The following is a 17,887-nucleotide window of genomic DNA, read 5'->3' on the forward strand; positions in this document are numbered from 1 at the left end:
ACGCCATGGTGGCCCCACCGGAGAATGCCCCGCCGGACAACGACGTGCTCTGGGCGCGGTCCCTGCACTACGCGCACGACGGTGCTCCCGCCCTGGTCGGTGTCTCCCTCGGAGTCCGCCAGGGCGAGATCGTGGCCCTGACCGGCCCGCACGGCAGCGGCAAGACCACTCTGCTGCGCTGTCTGTCCGGGCAGCTGCGCCCCTCCGAGGGCGAGGTGTGGTTCAACAGCGTCCCCGTGCACACCATGGGGGACCTGTCCCGCGAGCGGCTGCGCCGCGACCGCTTCGGCTGGCTCGGCAGCGAACCCCAACTGCTGCCCGAGCTGAAGGTCTGGGAGAACGCCGCCCTGCCGCTGCTGCTCTCCGGGGCCTCCCACCGCAGTGCCAAGCACGCCGCCTGCGAGTGGCTCGACCGCCTCGACATCGGCGCCTTCGCCCGCAAGCGCCCCGCCTCCCTGACCCGCGCCGAGTGCCAGCGGGTCGCCCTGGCCCGGGCCCTGGTCAACGTGCCCTCGGTGCTCTACGCCGACGAGCCCACCGCCCCGCTGCACCGGGCCGACCGGGCCCTGCTGCTGCGGACGCTGACCACCGCGGCCCGCTCCCACGAGATCACCGTGCTGCTGGCCACGGACGACGAGGCCACCGCGGCCGTCGCGGACCGCCGTCTGAACCTGGTCGACGGCCGCCTCGCGGTGAACCCCGGCGCGTCCCCGCTTCCCGACACCCCGGAGGGCCAGGCCGCGTGCTCGCTCTCCGCCTAGCCCGCGGTTCCCGGCCCCTCGTCCAGCTGCGGCGGCTGCTCGTCGCCGCCGCCTCCGCCGGGACCGGCTTCCTGCTGCTGTACGTACTCGCCGGAGCCGTGGCCCGGCCTGCCGGATCGTTCCCTCGCCTGCTGTGGGCCCTGGTCCCGCTGGCCGTTACGGTCCACTTCGCCGTCGCCGTCGCCCGGGCCGACCCCGCCACCCGGCCCCGCGAGGGGCTGGACGCCGCCGGGCTGGGACCCGTACGCCTGGCCCTGGCCGCCGCGATCTCCACGGCCGTCGCCTGCGCCCTGGGCAGCGCCCTGGCCCTGGCCCTCTTCCTCCACCTCCGCGGGGACCTCTCCGGCCTGCCCTTCGACGGCTCCGGCGCCAAGCTCCTGCACGCCGAGCAGCCGCTGCCCGTGGCGGCCGCCCTGACCCTGCTGGCCCTCGTACCGCTGACCGCCTCGGCGGCCACCGTCCTCGCGCTGCGTCCGCACCGGCCGCTGGCTCCGCAGACCGCCCTGCCCTGGGGCATCGCGCTGACCGCCTGCGGGCTCGCCATCGAGGCCTACGCCGGCCGGGACGGCGGCGGGGTCCTCGCCGGCTGGACGCTGACCGCCGTCGGGCTCGCCCTCGCCGGACCGGGTCTGGCCTACGCCTGCGGGAGCCTGGTCCAGGCAGTGCGCCCGGGTGCGCTGCGACTGCTGGCCGGCCGGTCCCTGCAGGAGCAGGCCTCCCGGATCGGGCCGCCGCTGGGCGTGCTGTGCTCCGTCGTCGCGGGGGCCCTGACGGCCCTCGCCCTGCGGGACCGCGGCGGGCTGCACGTACCGCTCGGTCCGCTGGCCTGGCCGGCCGCCGCCCTGGTGGCCCTGTGCGCCGCCGCGACCCTTCTCACATCCGCGATGGAGACCCGCCGGACCGAGACCTCCGGACGCAAGGCCCTGCTCGATCTGGCCGCTCCCGCAAGGGTCCTGCGTACGGCGGCGGGTCTGCGGGCCACCGCGCTCGTGGCCGTGTGCGTACCCCTCAGCTGGGGTGTGGCACAGCTGACGTCGCTGGCACTGACCCGCTGAGGCACACAGCCCTTAGGGTGGGCCGAATGGTCAACGCAGACATCGAGATCGAGACGCTCGCCGAATTCGACCAGGTCGTGGCACGCGGCTCGCTCAGCGGCTACCGGATCCAGTCGGTCAACCTGCTGGAGCGGACTTTCGCCCTGCTGGCCGCCGACACCTCGGCGGCCGTCTTCCTGGGCTGCGCGATGGAGCCCGACGCCTCGGCGAAGGTCCGGGCGGACGGCGCGCTGGTCTTCCCGCCCGTTCCCGACCTGCCCTTCAACCCGTACCGGGGCCTGCTCTACACGCCGGAGGAGCTCTTCGAGGGGCTGCCCGGCGGCTACGAAGCCACCCCGGACGCCGAGACGTACGCCTGGTTCCAGGAGACCGGGACCGACGGTGACGTCTTCTCCTCGATGCTGCGCTCCGTCCACGACGACGCGGTCTCCGACGCCCTCGACGAGCACCTTCTCGCCACCCGCGTGGTGGGCGTGATGGGCGGCCACGCCATGTCCCGGGGCAGCGCGGACTACCGCGGTGCCGCGGAACTCGGCCGTGCGCTGACCCGGTCCGGGCTGACCGTGGCCACGGGCGGCGGCCCCGGTGCGATGGAGGCCGCCAACCTCGGCGCCTACCTGGCACCGGCCCCGGACGACGCCCTCGCGGAGGCCCTCGAACTGCTGGCCAAGGCACCCTCCTTCGAGCCGTCGGTGTCCGACTGGGCGCGCGCGGCCTTCGCCGTGCGGGAGCGCTGGCCCGCCGGCGGCGACTCGGTGGGCATCCCCACCTGGTTCTACGGTCACGAGCCGCCGAACGCCTTCGCGGCGCACATCGCCAAGTACTTCGCGAACGCCACCCGGGAGGACGGGCTGCTGGCCAGGTCCACCGCGGGCGTGGTGTTCCTGCCCGGCGCGGCCGGCACCGTCCAGGAGATATTCGACAGCGCGACGCCGAACTACTACGGGTCCCGGGGCGAGCCGGCCCCGATGGTCCTGGTCGGCCGCACCCACTGGACCGAGCACCTCCCGGCCTGGCCCCTGCTGCGGGCACTGGCCCGGGGCCGGGCGATGGAGTCGCGGATCGCGCTCGTGGACTCGGTGGACGAGGTCCCCGGCGTACTCGCTTCGATGAGCTGAGGTTCGCAGGCAACTTCCGGGCCGATTCCCACGTCTGGCAGAGGTACCGCACAACCTGCCAGACGTGAACGGAGCCATCGGTGCTCATAGGCCTGCTGACCGCTGTCGCGGCATCCATCTGCTACGGCACGGGATCCGTGCTACAAGCCGTCGGATCGCGCCGCGCCGCCCGGATGTCCCCGGCGGCGGCCGGGGTGACCGCCCACGGCGGCCCCAACCTCTCGTCCACCGCGAAGGCGGCGATGACCTGGGAGTTCATCGTCGGCACGATCCTGGACTTCGTCGGCTTCGGGCTCGGCGCCCTGGCCGCCCGCCTCCTGCCGCTCTTCCTCTCCCAGACGGTGATCAGCGCCAACCTGGTCATCACGGCCGTGCTGAGCGTGAAGATGCTCGGCATCCGGCTGACCCGCAAGGAGTGGGCCTCGATCGGTGTCGTCTGCACCGCGCTGGTGCTGCTGGCGACCGCGGCGGGCCACGAGGGCGGCCACCACGCGCCGATGTCCACGCACTGGTGGCTGCTGGGGATCACCGCGCTGCTGATGGTGGGCGGCACGGTCGCCGTCCGCCTCCTCGGCGGCGGGGCCGCGATCCTGGCGGGTCTGCTGTCCGGTCTGGGCTTCGGCGCCCTCGGCGTCGGCGTGCGGATCCTGAACGGCGTCGACCCGTTCGACCTCGGGGCCCTCCTGACGGACCCGGCCCTCTACGCCATCCTGCTGGCCGGCATCGGCGGCATGTACCTGCACACCATCGCCCTGCAGATCGGCTCGGTGAACGGAGCGACCGCGGCCCTCGTCGTCGGCGAGACGGTGCTCCCCGGCGCGATCGGAGTGCTCTGGCTCGGCGACGCCTCGCGCCCCGGCCTGGCCTGGCTGGCGGTCCTCGGCTTCGTCATGGCCGTGACCGGCGCGGTGGCGGTGGCCTGGTACGGCAAGCACGAGGGCGCCGAGGAGGAGGCCCCGGCGGCGGTACCGGAGCCGGTCGGCTGACGCCCGGCCGCCCGGCGGCGCCCCGCTCCCTCACCCGGTCGGCCGACCCCGGTGGTGGCTCGGCGACGGGTGTCGCTTGCTGGACCGGGGGGAGAGAGCGAGGGGTTCATGGAGCCCACGACCGATCGGCTGAAGACACCGCGCGCGGCCGGTATGGCCGGAGTCGCCTTCGCCCTGCTCCTCGGTGCGGCCATCGTCCTGATGCGGATCTCCGTCCCGGCCGGCGACGCCGCCGATGCCACCATCGACCAGGACCGCCGCTGGGCGGTCCAGCTGGCCCTGCAGATCGTGCCCTTCGCCGGCATCTTCTTCCTCTGGTTCATGGGCGCCCTCCGCGCGCACACCGGTGAGGCCGAGGACCGGTTCGTCGCCACCGTGTTCCTCGGCAGCGGCTTCGTCTTCGTGGCCACCCTGTTCGGCGCCGCCGCGGCGGCCGGCACCGTGCTGAACGAGGAGACGCCCTCCGACTTCGGCCGCCACTACGCCTACACCCTCCTCGCGACGTACTCGATGCGCATGGCGGCGGTCTTCGTCCTCGCGACATCGATGATCGGGCGAACGCTCGGCGTCTTCCCCCGGCCCCTGGCCATGCTGGGCACCCTCGTGGGCCTCGTCCTGATCGTGGTGGGCGCCGGCGTGCCCTGGTCCGAGATGCTCTTCCCGGCCTGGGCCCTGGTGATCAGCCTTTACATCCTGCGGGTCCGGCGTACGGCCGCGCCCACGGACGGCGCCGGCCCGCCCTGAACCCTTCCTGACCTGGCGGTCCGTGCTCCGGCAGGCGGCCCTCGGGTCCCGCGTGCATGCTGGTGGGCAGGGGAGGAACCGGGGGTACCCGGGGGGCGACGGGGATCAACAGCCGAGGGAAAGGCAGATCCGTCATGAGGCTTGTCGTCGACCTCAACCGCTGCCAGGGATACGCACAGTGCGCTTTCCTCGCACCCGACGTCTTCGCCATGCACGGCGACGAGTCGCTCCTCTACAACCCTGAGGCGGCCGCCGAGCAGCACGAGAACGTCGCCCGCGCCGTGGCCGCCTGTCCCGTCGGCGCGATCCTCCTCGAACTCACGGACGAGGACATGGCGGACATCGTGGCCCAGGAGGCCGCTGCCGGGGCCGGCGCCGGTTCCGGAGGCGCGCGGTGACCGGTGAACGCACCCGCGACGGGGCCCTGGAGCACCTCAAGCGCGAAGGCCGCATCGTCATCGTCGGCGCTTCGCTCGCGGGCCTGCGGGCTGCCGAGACCATGCGCGAGAAGGGGTTCGCCGGTTCGCTCACGATGATCGGCGACGAACCCTACGAGCCGTACGACCGGCCGCCGCTGTCCAAGCAGGTCCTGCTGGGCCATGCGGTCGCCGACCACACGGCGCTCCCCCGCCGCCGGGCGATCGACGCCGACTGGCGCCTCGGAGTCCCCGCGACGGGCCTGGACATGGCCGCCCGGCGGGTCCGGCTCGGCAACGGCGACGAGGTCGAGTACGACCGGCTGCTGATCGCCACCGGCGTCCGCGCCCGGCCCTGGCCCAACGAGGAGGAGGGCGAGCTCGAAGGGGTCTTCGTCCTGCGCACCCGCGACGACGGGGAGGGGCTGCAACGCGCTCTCGCCGACAACCCCCGCCGGGTGCTCGTCATCGGAGCCGGGTTCACCGGGTCCGAGATCGCCTCCGCCTGCCGGGAACGCGGCCTGAACGTGACCGTCGCCGAGCGGGGCGACGCCCCGCTCGTCGGCGCGCTCGGCGGGGTGATCGGCCAGGTCGCGGCCGAGATGCACCGCGAGCACGAGGTCGACCTGCGCACCGGCGTCATGGTCACCGCCCTGGAGGGAGACCCCTCCGGCCGGGTCCGCGCCGCCCACCTCTCCGACGGGTCCACCGTCGAGGCCGACGTGGTGGTCGTCTCCCTCGGCGCGCAGCGCAACACCGAGTGGCTCGTCGGCTCCGGACTCGGCGCCGGCCCCCGCGGCATCGCCTGCGACGCGGGCTGCCGGGCCTTCGACATCCGGGGCATCGTCACCGACGACATCTACGTGGCGGGTGACGTGGCACGTTCCCCGCACGCGCTGTTCGGCTACCAGTTCCTGTCCCTGGAGCACTGGGGCAATGCCGTTGCTCAGGCCGACACGGCCGCGCACAACATGCTCAGCGAGAGCACGGACCGCCGCCCCCACCTGTGGGTACCGGCCTTCTGGTCCTCGCAGTTCGGCGTGAACATCAAGTCGGTCGGGGTGCCGCCGATGGGCACCGAGATCCTCGTCACGCAGGGCTCGCTGGCCGAGCGCCGGTTCGCGGCCGTCTACGGCTACCAGGGGCGCGTGATCGCGGCCGTCACCTTCGACAACTGCCGGTGGCTGCCGTTCTACGAGCACCAGATCGAGAGCACCGCGCCGTTCCCGCCGCCGTTCTCCACGGTGGACCGCAGGCCGGAGGGGAACAAGCCGGTGCCGGCGGACTTCCCCGACCCCTCGGTCCCGACCCACGGCCCGACCATCACCCTCAGCGGCTACTCGCCGGCCGACCGGAAGATGACCTTCACCCCCGGGCGCTGACCGCGCCGCGACCGCCCCCGAGGATCACGAGGACCCGCCATGACCCAAGCCCTCCTGCGGGAGATCATCGACTACGCGAACCGGGCCGACCCGTATCCGCTGTACGAGGAGCTCCGCAAGACCCCCGTGTCCCACGATGGCAACGGCCCGTACGTCATCAGCACGTACTACGAGATCCAGAGCCTGCTGCACGACCCCCGGATCAGCTCCGACGCGCGCAACCTGAAGTCGACCGGTGACGATCCGCTGGGGCAGTCGGCCGACGACGAGGGGGCGGCCCTGCCGCCCTCCTTCCTCAAGCTCGACCCGCCGGACCACGACCGCCTGCGGCGGATGACGAACCGGCCCTTCGGGCCGCCGCACGCCCCGCACCGGGTGCACGACATGCGCGACGAGCTGCACGGCCTCGTCGGCGGGCTCATCGACAACATCGCCGCCACCGGGAACCTGGACCGGGTCGACCTGGTCGACCAGTTCGCGTACCCGTTCCCGGTGACGGTGATCTGCCGGCTGCTCGGGGTGCCCCACGAGGACGAACCGCGCTTCCACGTCTGGGCCGAGACCCTCGCCGCCAGCCTGGACCCCGACCCGGACGGGGACCCCACCCAGCGCGGCAAGGGCACCACGGACGCCCGCATGGAGCTGGGCATGTACCTGGCCGGGCTGATCGAGGAGCGGCGCAAGAACCCCGGCAACGACATGCTGTCCCAGCTGGCGACGGCGGACGGCCCGGACGGCGCGATGACGACGATGGAGGCGCTCAGCACCTCCGCGCTGCTGCTGATCGCCGGCCACGAGACCACGGTCAACCTGATCACCAACGGGATGCTGACGCTGCTGCGCCACCCGGACGTCCTCCAGCGGCTGCGCGAGGACCCCGGGCTGTCCGTCCCGATCGTGGAGGAGCTGCTGCGGTACGAGCCGCCGGTGCAGTTGCTGCCGCAGCGCACCACCCTCTCCGACATCGAGGTCGCGGGGGTCAACATCCCCAAGGGCGCGTCCCTGTGGCTGGTCCTGGCCTCCGGGAACCGCGACCCCAAGCGGTTCGAGAACCCCGACCGCTTCGACCCGGACCGCAAGGACATCCAGCACCTCGGTCTCGGCAGCGGCATCCACAGCTGCTTCGGAGCGCCGCTGGCCCGGCAGGAGGCGCAGCTGGCGCTGAGCGAACTGGCCCGCCGGCTGCAGAACCCCCGGCTGCTGGAGGACCCGCCGCCGTACCGTCAGAACGCGGTGCTGCGCGGCCCCCGGCACCTGCAGATCGCCTGCGACGGCGTCCTGCCGAAGGCCGCCTGAGGAGTGTTCAGCCCTTCCCCGGCGGAAGGACCACGACCTCGGCGGGGGTGAAGGCCACGGCGACCCGGTCGCCGACGGCCGGAGCCCCCGCCAGGCCGCACTCCGCCTCCAGTACCGGGCCGCTCCCGGGCCGCAGCAGCAGGGCGACGTGCGTGCCGCGGAAGGTCCGGGACAGCACCTCGCAGGGCAGGCCGGCCTCGCGGAGGACGACTCCCGCCGGGCGGACCAGCAGCCGCTGGTCCCCTTCCGGGGAGCCGGCCGGGACCGGGACCTCGCCCCACGCGGTCGCGGCGACCGCGCCCGTCACCGTCGCCGGGACCACGTTCTCGAAGCCGAGGAAGCGCGCCACGAACTCCGAGGCGGGCCGCTGCCACACCTCCAGCGGCGTCCCGGCCTGTGCGATCCGGCCGTCCCGCATCACCACGACCCGGTCGGCCAGGGCGAAGGCCTCCCCCTGGTCGTGCGTGACGGCCAGGACCGTCGTACCCAGCCGCGAGAACAGCCCCCGGAGCTCGACCACGAGCCGCTCCCGCAGCCCCCGGTCCAGCTGTCCGAGCGGCTCGTCGAGCATCAGCAGCCTCGGCGACGGCGCCAGCGCCCGGGCCAGCGCCACCCGCTGCTGCTCGCCGCCGGACAGGGAGGCCACGGCGCGGCCCTGGGCCCCGGGGAGCCCGACGAGTTCGAGCAGCTCCGCGACCCGGCCGGCGTACGCTCCGCGCCCGGGGCCGCGCCCGCCGCCGCGCATCCGCAGGCCGAAGGAAACGTTCGCGCCGACATCGCGGTGCGGGAAGAGCTGGTGGTCCTGGAACATCAGGCCCACGCCCCGCCGGTGCACGGGTACGGGGGCCTGGTCGGCCCCGTCCAGCAGGACCCGGCCCCCGGACACCTGCTGGAGCCCGGCGACGACCCGCAGCAGCGTGGACTTCCCGCTGCCGCTCGGGCCCAGTACGCACACGGTCTCGTGCTCGGCCACCGCCAGGTCCACGGAGTCGACGACCGCGCGCTCGCCGAAGCGGACCGACACCCCTTCCAGCTGAAGCAGTGTCATCAGAACTCTCCGGAGGTCTTGTCGGGTCGCAGTCGCTCCAGCACCAGCAGGGACACCGCGCACACCAGCATCAGGATCGTGCTCAGGGCCATCGCCTGCCCGTAGTTCAGCTCACCGGCCCGCCCCAGCAGCCGCGCCACCGCGACGGGCAGCGTCGGCCGGTCGGGCCGCGCGATGAAGACCGTCGCGCCGAACTCCCCCAGGGACACGGCGAAGGCGAACCCGGCCGCGATCAGCAGCGCCCGCCGCACCAGCGGCAGGTCCACCTCCCGCCAGGCGCGCAGCGGTGACGCGCCGAGCACGGCGGCCGCCTCCCGCAGCCGCCCGTCCACCGCGCGCAGGACCGGCAGCATGGTCCGTACGACGAAGGGCACGCCCACCAGGGCCTGCGCCAGCGGCACCAGGATCCACGTGGTCCGCAGGTCCAGCGGCGGCTCGTCCAGGGTGATCAGGAAGCCGAAGCCGACGGTCACGGCGGACACCCCGAGCGGGAGCATCAGCATCGCGTCGAAGCCGCGTACGAAGCGGCCCCCGCGCCGGGTCAGTGCGGCGGCCGCGAGTCCCCCGACGAGCAGGGCGATCGCGGTGGCGGCGAGCGCGTACTCCAGGGAATACCAGATCGCCTCCAGCGGCGGTACCAGGAAGGTCCCGCCACCGGAGCCGGCGTCCTGCAGGGCCCGGTAGAAGCCGAGGCCGTAGCCGCCGGGGGTGTCGAAGGACCGCTCGACCAGCACGGCCAGCGGCGCCACGATCAGCAGCCCGATGGTCAGCAGGACGCCGCCCAGCAGGCTGCGCTGCGCCCAGCCGCGCGGCCGGTGCGTGGTGCGGCCCGGGTCGACGAGGCGCAGCGCGGTCTCGCGCCGGCGCACGGTCCAGGCGTGCAGGGCGAGGATCGCGCCGATCGCGGCGAACTGCACCATCGTCAGGACGGCGGCCGTCGACAGGTCCAGCAGCTGCGCGGTCTGCCGGTAGACCTCCACCTCCAGGGTGGAGTAGGCGGGTCCGCCCAGGATCAGGACGACGCCGAAGGAGCTGAAGGTGAAGAGGAACACCATCAGGGAGGCCGCGGCCACGGCCGGGGCCAGCGCGGGCAGCGTCACCTTGCGCCAGGCGGCGAACCGGCCGGCGCCCAGCACCCGGGCGGCCTCCTCCTGGCGCGGGTCGAGCTGGGCCCACAGCCCGCCGACCGTACGGACGATGACGGCGTAGTTGAAGAAGACGTGCGCCAGCAGGATCGCCCACACGGTGGTGTCGAGCCGGACGCCCGCCGTTTCGTCCAGCAGTCCGCCGCGCCCGAGCAGCGCGAGGAAGGCGGTGCCCACGACCACGGTCGGGAGCACGAAGGGAACGGTCACCACGGCCCGCAGCAGCTGCTTGCCGGGGAATTCGAAGCGCGCGAAGACGTACGCGCCGGGCAGTGCGATCAGCAGCGTGAGCACGGTGGAGGCGAGCGCCTGCCAGGTGGTGAACCACAGCACGTCGGCGATGTCGGGCCGGGAGAGCACCTCGCCGATCCGGCCGAACTGCCATCCGGTGTCGGTCTTGAGGCCGCGGCCGACGATCGCGGCGACGGGGTAGGCGAAGAACAGCGCGAAGAAGACGAGGGGGACGGCCATCAGGGCGAGGCGGACGGCGGTGGCCCGCCCGCTCTCGCCCTGTCCGGGTACCCGCTCCGGTCCGGGGACCGGGGCGGCGTCGTGCGACGCCGCACCCGGCTCCTTCGTACCGCTTACTTCACGACGAGCGCGGTCCATGCCTTGACCCACTGCTCACGGTTCTTGGCGATGGTCTCCGGAGTGACGTTCTCCGGCTTCTCGACCACCACACCGTGCTTGGTGAACAGCTCCGGCAGCGCGGCGTCCTTGGTCACGGGGTTCACGAACATCTGGAGGGGCATGTCCTCCTGGAACTTCTTGCTGATCAGGAAGTCGACGAGGGCCTTGCCGCCCTCCTCGTTCTTCGCGCCCTTCAGCAGACCCGCGAACTCGATCTGGCGGAAGCAGGTGCCGGTGGCGACGCCCGTCGGGGCCTCGGCCGGCTGCGGCTCGCCGTACAGCACCTCGACCGGCGGGCTGGAGGCGTAGGAGACGACCAGCGGACGGTCGCCCTTGGCCTTCTTGCCGCCCGCGGAGCCGGAGAAGCGCTCGTTGTAGGCCTGCTCCCAGCCGTCGACGACCTCGACGCCGTTGGCCTTCAGCTTGCTCCAGTAGTCCTTCCAGCCCTCCTCGCCGTACTTGCCGACGGAGGCGAGCATGAAGCCGAGGCCGGGGGAGGAGGTCGCGGCGTTCTCGACCACCAGCAGGTTCTTGTACTCCGGCTTGGTCAGGTCGTCCAGCGTCTGCGGCGGGGCGATCTTCTTGTCGGCGAAGTAGGCCTTGTCGTAGTTGACGCAGATGTCGCCGGAGTCGATCGGGGTGACCCGGTGCTCCTTGTCGAGCACGTACTCGGGCTTCACGTCGGCCAGGCCCTTGGCCTCGTACGGGGTGAAGATGCCGTTGTCGAGGGCGCGCGAGAGCAGGGTGTTGTCGACGCCGAAGAAGACGTCGCCGCGCGGGTTGCCCTTGGTGAGGATCTCCTGGTTCAGGGCGGCGCCGGCGTCACCGGACTTCAGCACCTTGACGGTGTAGCCGCTCTGCTGCTCGAACTCCTTGAGGACCGCGTCGGTCACGTTGAAGGAGTCGTGGGAGACGAGCGTGACGGTCTTGGACTTCGGGGCGTCGCTCGTCCCCGCGGTCTTGTCCTTGGCGTCGCCGCCGCCGCAGGCGCTGAGCGTAGTGACGCCCAGCGCGGCCGCGAGCGCGGCGCCCGCGATCTTCTTGGTGGTGCTCACTGGTGATTCCTCCTGGGATGACCAGGAGAAGACGCGGCCCTGCCCGGCGCTCTGTGCGAGCGGACGCCGGGCAGGGCGCAACAGCTTGAGTGGTGACCGAACTTCCTACCCCGAATGACCGGGGCGAGGTTCAGAGGGTCTGCGGATGACGGATACCGCACTCTCAGCGCTGTGGCGCTCCCCTGTCGGAATATGCAATTGGTTCGGCCACAGGGTACCCCGTGGCCGAATGTGACCGGCCAGAACCGGACGCTAGCGCTCCGAGGCGGCCAGCTGGCCGCACGCGCCGTCGATCTCCTGGCCCCGGGTGTCACGCACGGTCACAGGAACGCCGTGACGGGCGATGGCCTCCACGAAGGCCTTCTCGTCCTCGGGCCGCGAGGCGGTCCACTTGGAGCCGGGCGTCGGGTTCAGCGGGATCAGGTTGACGTGTACGCGCTTGCCCTTGAGCAGCCGGCCCAGCAGGTCCCCCCGCCAGGCCTGGTCGTTGATGTCGCGGATCAGGGCGTACTCGATCGAGATCCGGCGGCCGGACTTCTCGGCGTACTCCCACGCGGCGTCGAGGACCTCGCGCACGTTCCAGCGGGTGTTCACGGGGACCAGGGTGTCGCGCAGCTCGTCGTCCGGGGCGTGCAGCGAGACGGCGAGGCGGCACTTGAAGCCCTCGTCGGCGAACCGCAGCATGGCCGGGACCAGGCCGACCGTGGAGACGGTGATGCCGCGCTGGGACAGGCCCAGGCCGTCGGGCTCCGGGTCGGTGAGCCGGCGGATGGCGCCGACGACGCGGTTGTAGTTGGCCAGGGGCTCGCCCATGCCCATGAAGACGATGTTCGACAGCCGGGCGGGGCCGCCGGGGACCTCTCCGTCGCGCAGCGCGCGCATGCCGTCGACGATCTGGTGCACGATCTCGGCGGTGGAGAGGTTGCGGTCCAGGCCGGCCTGGCCGGTGGCGCAGAACGGGCAGTTCATGCCGCAGCCGGCCTGCGAGGAGATGCACATGGTGACCCGGTCGGGGTAGCGCATCAGCACGGACTCCACCAGCGTGCCGTCGTGCAGCTTCCACAGGGTCTTGCGGGTGGTGTCGTCGTCGCAGCTGATGTGCCGGATGACGGACATCAGGTCCGGGAGGAGCTCCTGCTGGAGCTTGGTCCGGGAACCCGCCGGGATGTCGGTCCACTCGGCCGGGTCGTGCGCGTACCGCGCGAAGTAGTGCTGGGAGAGCTGCTTGGCCCGGAACGGCTTCTCGCCGATCGCGGCAACCGCCTCACGGCGCTCGGCCGGGGTCATGTCTGCGAGGTGCCGGGGCGGCTTCTTGGCCCCGCGAGGGGCGACGAAGGTGAGCTCACCCGGAACGGGGCGGGGGGCCATGCGGTACTCCTCAGTACGACGAGGTGGGGGTCACCCCGCGCGTGCAGGGCCGGTCCGCGGCTCGGCCGCTGGACGGAAAGGGCGCGCCGCGTACACGCGGCGCGCCCTCCAGGATAACCCGACCGGGACCCGTCAGCCGGTGCCGACGAAAGCGGCCAGCAGCAGCCACACCACCGGAGCGGTGGGCAGGAGCGAGTCCAGCCGGTCCATGATGCCGCCGTGCCCCGGCAGCAGGGTGCCCATGTCCTTGATGCCCAGGTCCCTCTTGATCATCGACTCGCCCAGGTCGCCCAGGGTGGCGCTGACCGCGACCGCGAGGCCGAGCAGCAGGCCCTGCCACCAGGCGCCGCCGTCGATCAGGAACTCCATGCAGAGCGCGCCGGCGACCATGGCGAAGGCCACCGCTCCGAACAGTCCCTCGCGGGTCTTGCCGGGGCTGATGCGCGGCGCCAGCTTGGTCTTCCCGAAGCGCCAGCCCACGGCGTAGGCCCCGGTGTCGCTGACGACGGTCAGGAGCAGGAAGGTGATCACGCGCTGCGGCCCGTCGTCGGCGGTGAGCAGCATCGCGACGAACGTGGCCAGGAAGGGCACGTAGAACGCCGCGAAGGCGCCCGCCGTGACGTCCTTGAGGTAGTCCTCGGGCGGTTCGGTCATCCGCCACACCAGGACGGCCAGCACGGTGAGTGCCATGGCCACCCAGGCGCCCTCGGCCCCGCGGACGTATCCGGCGATGACCATGGCCGCGCCACCGACCGCGAGCGGGACCAGAGGGGCCTTGATGCCCTTCTGCTCCTGCAGGCGGGAAGTGAGCTCCCACAGGCCGACCACGACGGCGACGACGACGACACCGACGAAGACCGCCTTGACGATCAGGAGCGATGCGAAGATCACCGCACCGAGACCGACTCCGACCCCTATCGCGGCACGCAGGTCCCGCCCCGCCCGCTTCTTCTGCGGCGGGGGGGAGGAGTCCTGCGGGTGCTCTGCATGCGGAGGCGGGGGGCTGGGCATGGGCTCCTGCGGCGGCGTATCGGCGCGGAAGGGGAAGCCGCCGTCCGAGGCGGCCCCCCTGTCGCGTGCTTCCCGGTCGTCGAAGTCACGGCCGGCGGCATCGGGCACGATGGGCATGGGCCGAGTGTGCGGGCCCACCTGCGCATCGTATGCGGGACCCGCCGGAACCGGCTCCGGCTGCCAGGAAGAGTCGTTCATCAGACTTCGAGGAGCTCGGCTTCCTTGTGCTTGAGGAGCTCGTCCACCTGCGCGACGTACTTCGCGGTGGTGTCGTCGAGCTCCTTCTCCGCGCGACGGACCTCGTCCTCGCCCGCCTCCTTGTCCTTGACGAGCTTGTCAAGGGCGTCCTTGGCCTTGCGGCGGACGGAGCGGATGGAGACCTTGGAGTCCTCGGCCTTGTTCTTGGCGACCTTGATGTACTCCTTGCGGCGCTCCCCGGTGAGCTCGGGGAAGGTCACCCGGATGATGCGGCCGTCGTTGCTCGGGTTCACCCCGAGGTCGGAGTCGCGGATGGCCTGCTCGATGTTGCGCAGCGCGGACGCGTCGAACGGCGTCACGATGGCCATGCGCGGCTCGGGAACCGCGAAGGAGGCGAGCTGGTTGATGGGCGTGATGGCGCCGTAGTAGTCGGCGACGATCTTGTTGAACATCGCCGGGTGCGCACGGCCGGTGCGGATCGCGGCGAAGTCCTCCTTCGCGACGACGACGGCCTTCTCCATCTTCTCCTCGGCCTCGAGGAGGATTTCTTCGATCACCACGTGCTCCTGCATGTCTTGAATGGATGGTTCGGGCGGGCGGGCGGGCCGGTCGGGGCACCCCGGACCGGCAGCGAACTGCTCAGGCCCGGGTTTCCTGGTCGCTGACGAGCGTGCCGATCTTCTCACCCTTGACGGCGCGGGCGATATTGCCCTCGGCGAGCAGCTCGAAGACGAGGATCGGCAGCTTGTTGTCACGGCAGAGGGTGATCGCGGTGGCATCGGCGACCTTGAGGTCGCGCGAGAGCACCTCGCCGTACTCCAGCGCGTCGAACTTCACCGCGTCCGGGTTCTTCTTCGGGTCGGAGTCGTAGACCCCGTCGACACCGTTCTTGCCCATGAGGAGGGCTTCGGCGTCGATCTCCAGGGCACGCTGGGCGGCCGTGGTGTCGGTGGAGAAGTAGGGCATGCCCATGCCGGCGCCGAAGATGACGACGCGGCCCTTCTCCAGGTGGCGCACGGCGCGCAGCGGGATGTACGGCTCCGCGACCTGGCCCATGGTGATGGCCGTCTGCACGCGGGAGTCGATGCCCTCCTTCTCCAGGAAGTCCTGGAGCGCGAGGCAGTTCATGACCGTGCCGAGCATGCCCATGTAGTCGGACCGCGCCCGGTCCATGCCGCGCTGCTGGAGCTCGGCGCCTCGGAAAAAATTGCCGCCGCCGATCACGACGGCGATCTCCGCGCCGTCGCGGACCACCGCGGCGATCTCACGCGCGATGGCGTGGACGACGTCGGGGTCGACGCCCAGTCCTCCGCCACCGGAGAAGGCCTCGCCCGACAGCTTCAGCATGAAGCGGCGGCCCTTCTTGTACTGGTCGCTCTTGTCGTCGGATGCGGTGTGGGGGTCCACGCCCTGATTCATGGAGATCTCCTCGTGCACATACGAAGAAGGCCATTGCCGGTGGGTCCTTGCGGTTCCCTCTACGGCAATGGCCTCCTCGTCAGATCTGCGGTCGCCTCGCGCAAGCGCGGACGACTGCTTCAGACCCTACCGGGGTCCGGTGTCCGTCGCGTACGGACGGACTCAGATGCCGACCTTGATGCGGGTGAAGCGCTTCAGGGTGACACCGGCCTCGTCCAGGACCTTCTGGACGGACTTCTTGTTGTCCAGGGCGTAGGCCTGGCCGAGCAGCGTGGCGTCCTTGAAGAAGCCGTTGACGCGACCCTCGACGATCTTCGCGATGGCAGCCTCGGGCTTGCCCTCCGCGCGGGTGACCTCTTCGGCGATGCGACGCTCGGACTCGACCTTGTCGGCCGGGACGTCCTCGGCGGACAGCCACTGCGGGGCGAACGCGGCGATGTGCTGCGCGACGCCGCGGGCGACCTCGGCGTTCTCCTTGTCGAGCTCGACCAGGACGCCGATCTGGAACGGCAGGTCGGGCATCGTGCGGTGCATGTACGCCGTCACGTAGCCGCCGGTGAACTGCGCGAAGCGGTCCAGGACGATCTTCTCGCCGAGGTTGGCGTTGGCCTCGTCGACGAAAGCGGTGACGGTCTTGCCGGGCTCGATCTCGGACGCGAGCAGCGCCTCGATGTCGGCCGGGGAGGTGGCGGCGACGTGCGCGGCCAGCTGGTTGGCGACGGCCAGGAACTTCTCGCCCTTGGCGACGAAGTCGGTCTCGCACTTCAGCTCGACGATGACACCGGAGGTGTTGTCGTCGGCGATGAGGGAGACGACGGCACCGTTCTCGGCAGAACGGCCCTCGCGCTTGGCGACGCCCTTCTGACCCTTGATGCGGAGGGCTTCCTGGGCCTTGTCGACGTCACCGTCGGCGTCCACGAGCGCGTTCTTGCAGTCCAGCATGCCGGCGCCGGTGAGCTCGCGGAGCTTCTTGACGTCAGCGGCGGTGTAGTTCGCCATGAGTCTGTGATTCTCTCTCGAAGTCGTAGATCTACGGGTGAACGGCGGAGGCGCCGCGCTCGTGGCGCGGCTCCCCCGCCGTCATCGTCCGTGCTGTGAGTGCCCGGCGCGTGAACGCCGGGCGCTCTCAGTGGGTCAGGCCTGCTCGGCGTCGGCGGCCGGGGCCTCGACGGCCTCGGCGGCCGGGGCCTCGGCGGCGGCGTCGGCGGCCGGAGCAGCCTCGGCGGCGGCGTCGGCGGCCGGAGCCTCGTCAGCCTTCTTGTCACCCTCGAGCAGGTCGCGCTCCCACTCGGCGAGCGGCTCGGCGGCGGCCTTCTCGCCCGGCTTCGAGTCGCCGGTCGCAGCGCCGGAGCGGGCGATGAGGCCCTCGGCGACGGCGTCGGCGATCACGCGGGTGAGCAGGGTGACGGAACGGATCGCGTCGTCGTTGCCCGGGATCTTGTAGTCGACCTCGTCGGGGTCGCAGTTGGTGTCGAGGATCGCGACGACGGGGATGTGCAGCTTGCGCGCCTCACCGACGGCGATGTGCTCCTTCTTGGTGTCGACGATCCAGACGGCGCTGGGAACCTTCGACATCTCGCGGATACCACCGAGGGTCTTCTCCAGCTTGGCCTTCTCGCGGGAGAGGACCAGGAGCTCCTTCTTGGTGAGACCCGAGGCGGCGACGTCCTCGAAGTCGATCGCCTCAAGCTCCTTCAGACGCTGGAGGCGCTTGTAGACGGTGGAGAAGTTGGTGAGCATGCCACCCAGCCAGCGCTGGTTGACGTACGGCATACCAACGCGCGTCGCCTGCTCGGCGATGGCCTCCTGGGCCTGCTTCTTGGTACCGACGAACATGATGGAGCCACCGTGCGCGACGGTCTCCTTCACGAACTCGTAGGCGCGGTCGATGTACGACAGCGACTGCAGCAGGTCGATGATGTAGATGCCGTTGCGCTCCGTGAAGATGAAGCGCTTCATCTTCGGGTTCCAACGACGGGTCTGGTGACCGAAGTGGACGCCGCTTTCCAGCAGCTCCCGCATCGTGACGACGGCCATGGCCATCTCCTTGGTTTCTCGGTTTGGTTCCTGACGCCCCGCCGCGCCCTGCCCCCATGAGGGACCGAGAGACGCTGTCACCTGGCCGTTTCGGGCTGGTGCCGGGGCGTGCGAAGTCGACCCGGTGACCCGGATCGCCACAAGAAGTGTACGGGACCCGGCGGTATGCCGGGTGACGCCGTTGTCCACAGCGCCCGGACCATCCACAGCCCGTCCCG

Annotated in this window: 17 protein-coding genes and 1 riboswitch; of the genes, 8 read left to right on the top strand and 9 right to left on the bottom strand. The window is 71.6% G+C overall.

Annotated elements, in window-relative coordinates:
• Positions 1 to 5: 5 nt before the first annotated feature.
• From E6U81_RS21765 to E6U81_RS21800, 8 genes are all read left to right on the top strand, one after another.
• Positions 6 to 761: an ATP-binding cassette domain-containing protein gene (locus E6U81_RS21765; RefSeq protein WP_136231781.1), complete on the top strand. Its 756-nt coding sequence runs from the start codon at positions 6 to 8 to the stop codon at positions 759 to 761.
• Positions 743 to 1,816, top strand: a complete 1,074-nt coding sequence (locus tag E6U81_RS21770) for a hypothetical protein (protein WP_136231782.1) — start codon at positions 743 to 745, stop codon at positions 1,814 to 1,816. Before E6U81_RS21765 ends, E6U81_RS21770 begins: the two co-directional genes overlap by 19 nt.
• A gap of 26 nt (positions 1,817 to 1,842) precedes the next feature.
• Positions 1,843 to 2,934, top strand: coding sequence for an LOG family protein (locus tag E6U81_RS21775; RefSeq protein WP_136231783.1), 1,092 nt, complete (start codon positions 1,843 to 1,845; stop codon positions 2,932 to 2,934).
• 80 nt (positions 2,935 to 3,014) lie between these two features.
• Positions 3,015 to 3,920, top strand: a complete 906-nt coding sequence (locus tag E6U81_RS21780; protein WP_136231784.1) for a hypothetical protein — start codon at positions 3,015 to 3,017, stop codon at positions 3,918 to 3,920.
• A 108-nt stretch (positions 3,921 to 4,028) separates the two neighbouring features.
• The gene (locus E6U81_RS21785; RefSeq protein WP_136231785.1) at positions 4,029 to 4,664 is read left to right on the top strand and encodes a hypothetical protein; all 636 of its coding nucleotides are present in this window, start codon (positions 4,029 to 4,031) and stop codon (positions 4,662 to 4,664) included.
• 134 nt (positions 4,665 to 4,798) lie between these two features.
• Positions 4,799 to 5,062: a ferredoxin gene (locus E6U81_RS21790; RefSeq protein WP_136231786.1), complete on the top strand. Its 264-nt coding sequence runs from the start codon at positions 4,799 to 4,801 to the stop codon at positions 5,060 to 5,062.
• The gene (locus E6U81_RS21795; RefSeq protein ID WP_136231787.1) at positions 5,059 to 6,462 is read left to right on the top strand and encodes an FAD-dependent oxidoreductase; all 1,404 of its coding nucleotides are present in this window, start codon (positions 5,059 to 5,061) and stop codon (positions 6,460 to 6,462) included. The genes E6U81_RS21790 and E6U81_RS21795 overlap by 4 nt, the downstream gene beginning before the upstream one ends.
• A gap of 39 nt (positions 6,463 to 6,501) precedes the next feature.
• Positions 6,502 to 7,758 carry a cytochrome P450 gene (locus tag E6U81_RS21800; RefSeq protein ID WP_136231788.1) on the top strand — a complete coding sequence of 419 codons (1,257 nt, stop codon included), beginning with the start codon at positions 6,502 to 6,504 and terminating at the stop codon, positions 7,756 to 7,758.
• 7 nt (positions 7,759 to 7,765) lie between these two features.
• On the opposite strand, the gene E6U81_RS21805 is transcribed toward E6U81_RS21800, so the two are convergent.
• The 9 genes from E6U81_RS21805 to rpsB form a co-directional block, all read right to left on the bottom strand.
• Positions 7,766 to 8,806: an ABC transporter ATP-binding protein gene (locus E6U81_RS21805; protein ID WP_206309993.1), complete on the bottom strand. Its 1,041-nt coding sequence runs from the start codon at positions 8,804 to 8,806 to the stop codon at positions 7,766 to 7,768.
• Entirely contained in the window at positions 8,806 to 10,422 is a 1,617-nt protein-coding gene (locus E6U81_RS21810; RefSeq protein ID WP_136231871.1) for an iron ABC transporter permease, read from the bottom strand. Before E6U81_RS21810 ends, E6U81_RS21805 begins: the two co-directional genes overlap by 1 nt.
• 113 nt (positions 10,423 to 10,535) lie before the next feature.
• Positions 10,536 to 11,636 carry a thiamine ABC transporter substrate-binding protein gene (locus tag E6U81_RS21815; RefSeq protein ID WP_136231789.1) on the bottom strand — a complete coding sequence of 367 codons (1,101 nt, stop codon included), beginning with the start codon at positions 11,634 to 11,636 and terminating at the stop codon, positions 10,536 to 10,538.
• Between the two features lie 84 nt (positions 11,637 to 11,720).
• Positions 11,721 to 11,830: riboswitch (TPP riboswitch) on the bottom strand.
• Between the two features lie 58 nt (positions 11,831 to 11,888).
• Positions 11,889 to 13,004, bottom strand: coding sequence for a 23S rRNA (adenine(2503)-C(2))-methyltransferase RlmN (rlmN, locus tag E6U81_RS21820; RefSeq protein WP_136231790.1), 1,116 nt, complete (start codon positions 13,002 to 13,004; stop codon positions 11,889 to 11,891).
• Between the two features lie 132 nt (positions 13,005 to 13,136).
• The gene (locus E6U81_RS21825) at positions 13,137 to 14,213 is read right to left on the bottom strand and encodes a phosphatidate cytidylyltransferase (RefSeq protein WP_136231791.1); all 1,077 of its coding nucleotides are present in this window, start codon (positions 14,211 to 14,213) and stop codon (positions 13,137 to 13,139) included.
• Positions 14,213 to 14,770 (bottom strand): ribosome recycling factor, encoded by a 558-nt coding sequence (gene frr / locus E6U81_RS21830; RefSeq protein ID WP_030028670.1) that lies wholly within the window; start codon positions 14,768 to 14,770, stop codon positions 14,213 to 14,215. Before frr ends, E6U81_RS21825 begins: the two co-directional genes overlap by 1 nt.
• Before the next feature lie 82 nt (positions 14,771 to 14,852).
• A complete protein-coding gene (gene pyrH / locus E6U81_RS21835; RefSeq protein ID WP_136231792.1) occupies positions 14,853 to 15,632 on the bottom strand; it encodes a UMP kinase in 780 nt (259 codons plus the stop codon).
• A 162-nt stretch (positions 15,633 to 15,794) separates the two neighbouring features.
• Positions 15,795 to 16,631 carry a translation elongation factor Ts gene (gene tsf / locus E6U81_RS21840; protein WP_031148742.1) on the bottom strand — a complete coding sequence of 279 codons (837 nt, stop codon included), beginning with the start codon at positions 16,629 to 16,631 and terminating at the stop codon, positions 15,795 to 15,797.
• A 135-nt stretch (positions 16,632 to 16,766) separates the two neighbouring features.
• Entirely contained in the window at positions 16,767 to 17,669 is a 903-nt protein-coding gene (gene rpsB / locus E6U81_RS21845; RefSeq protein ID WP_136231793.1) for a 30S ribosomal protein S2, read from the bottom strand.
• Positions 17,670 to 17,887: the final 218 nt, after the last annotated feature.

This window comes from Streptomyces sp. A0592 (assembly GCF_004795115.1).
Lineage (GTDB): Bacteria > Actinomycetota > Actinomycetes > Streptomycetales > Streptomycetaceae > Streptomyces > Streptomyces erythrochromogenes.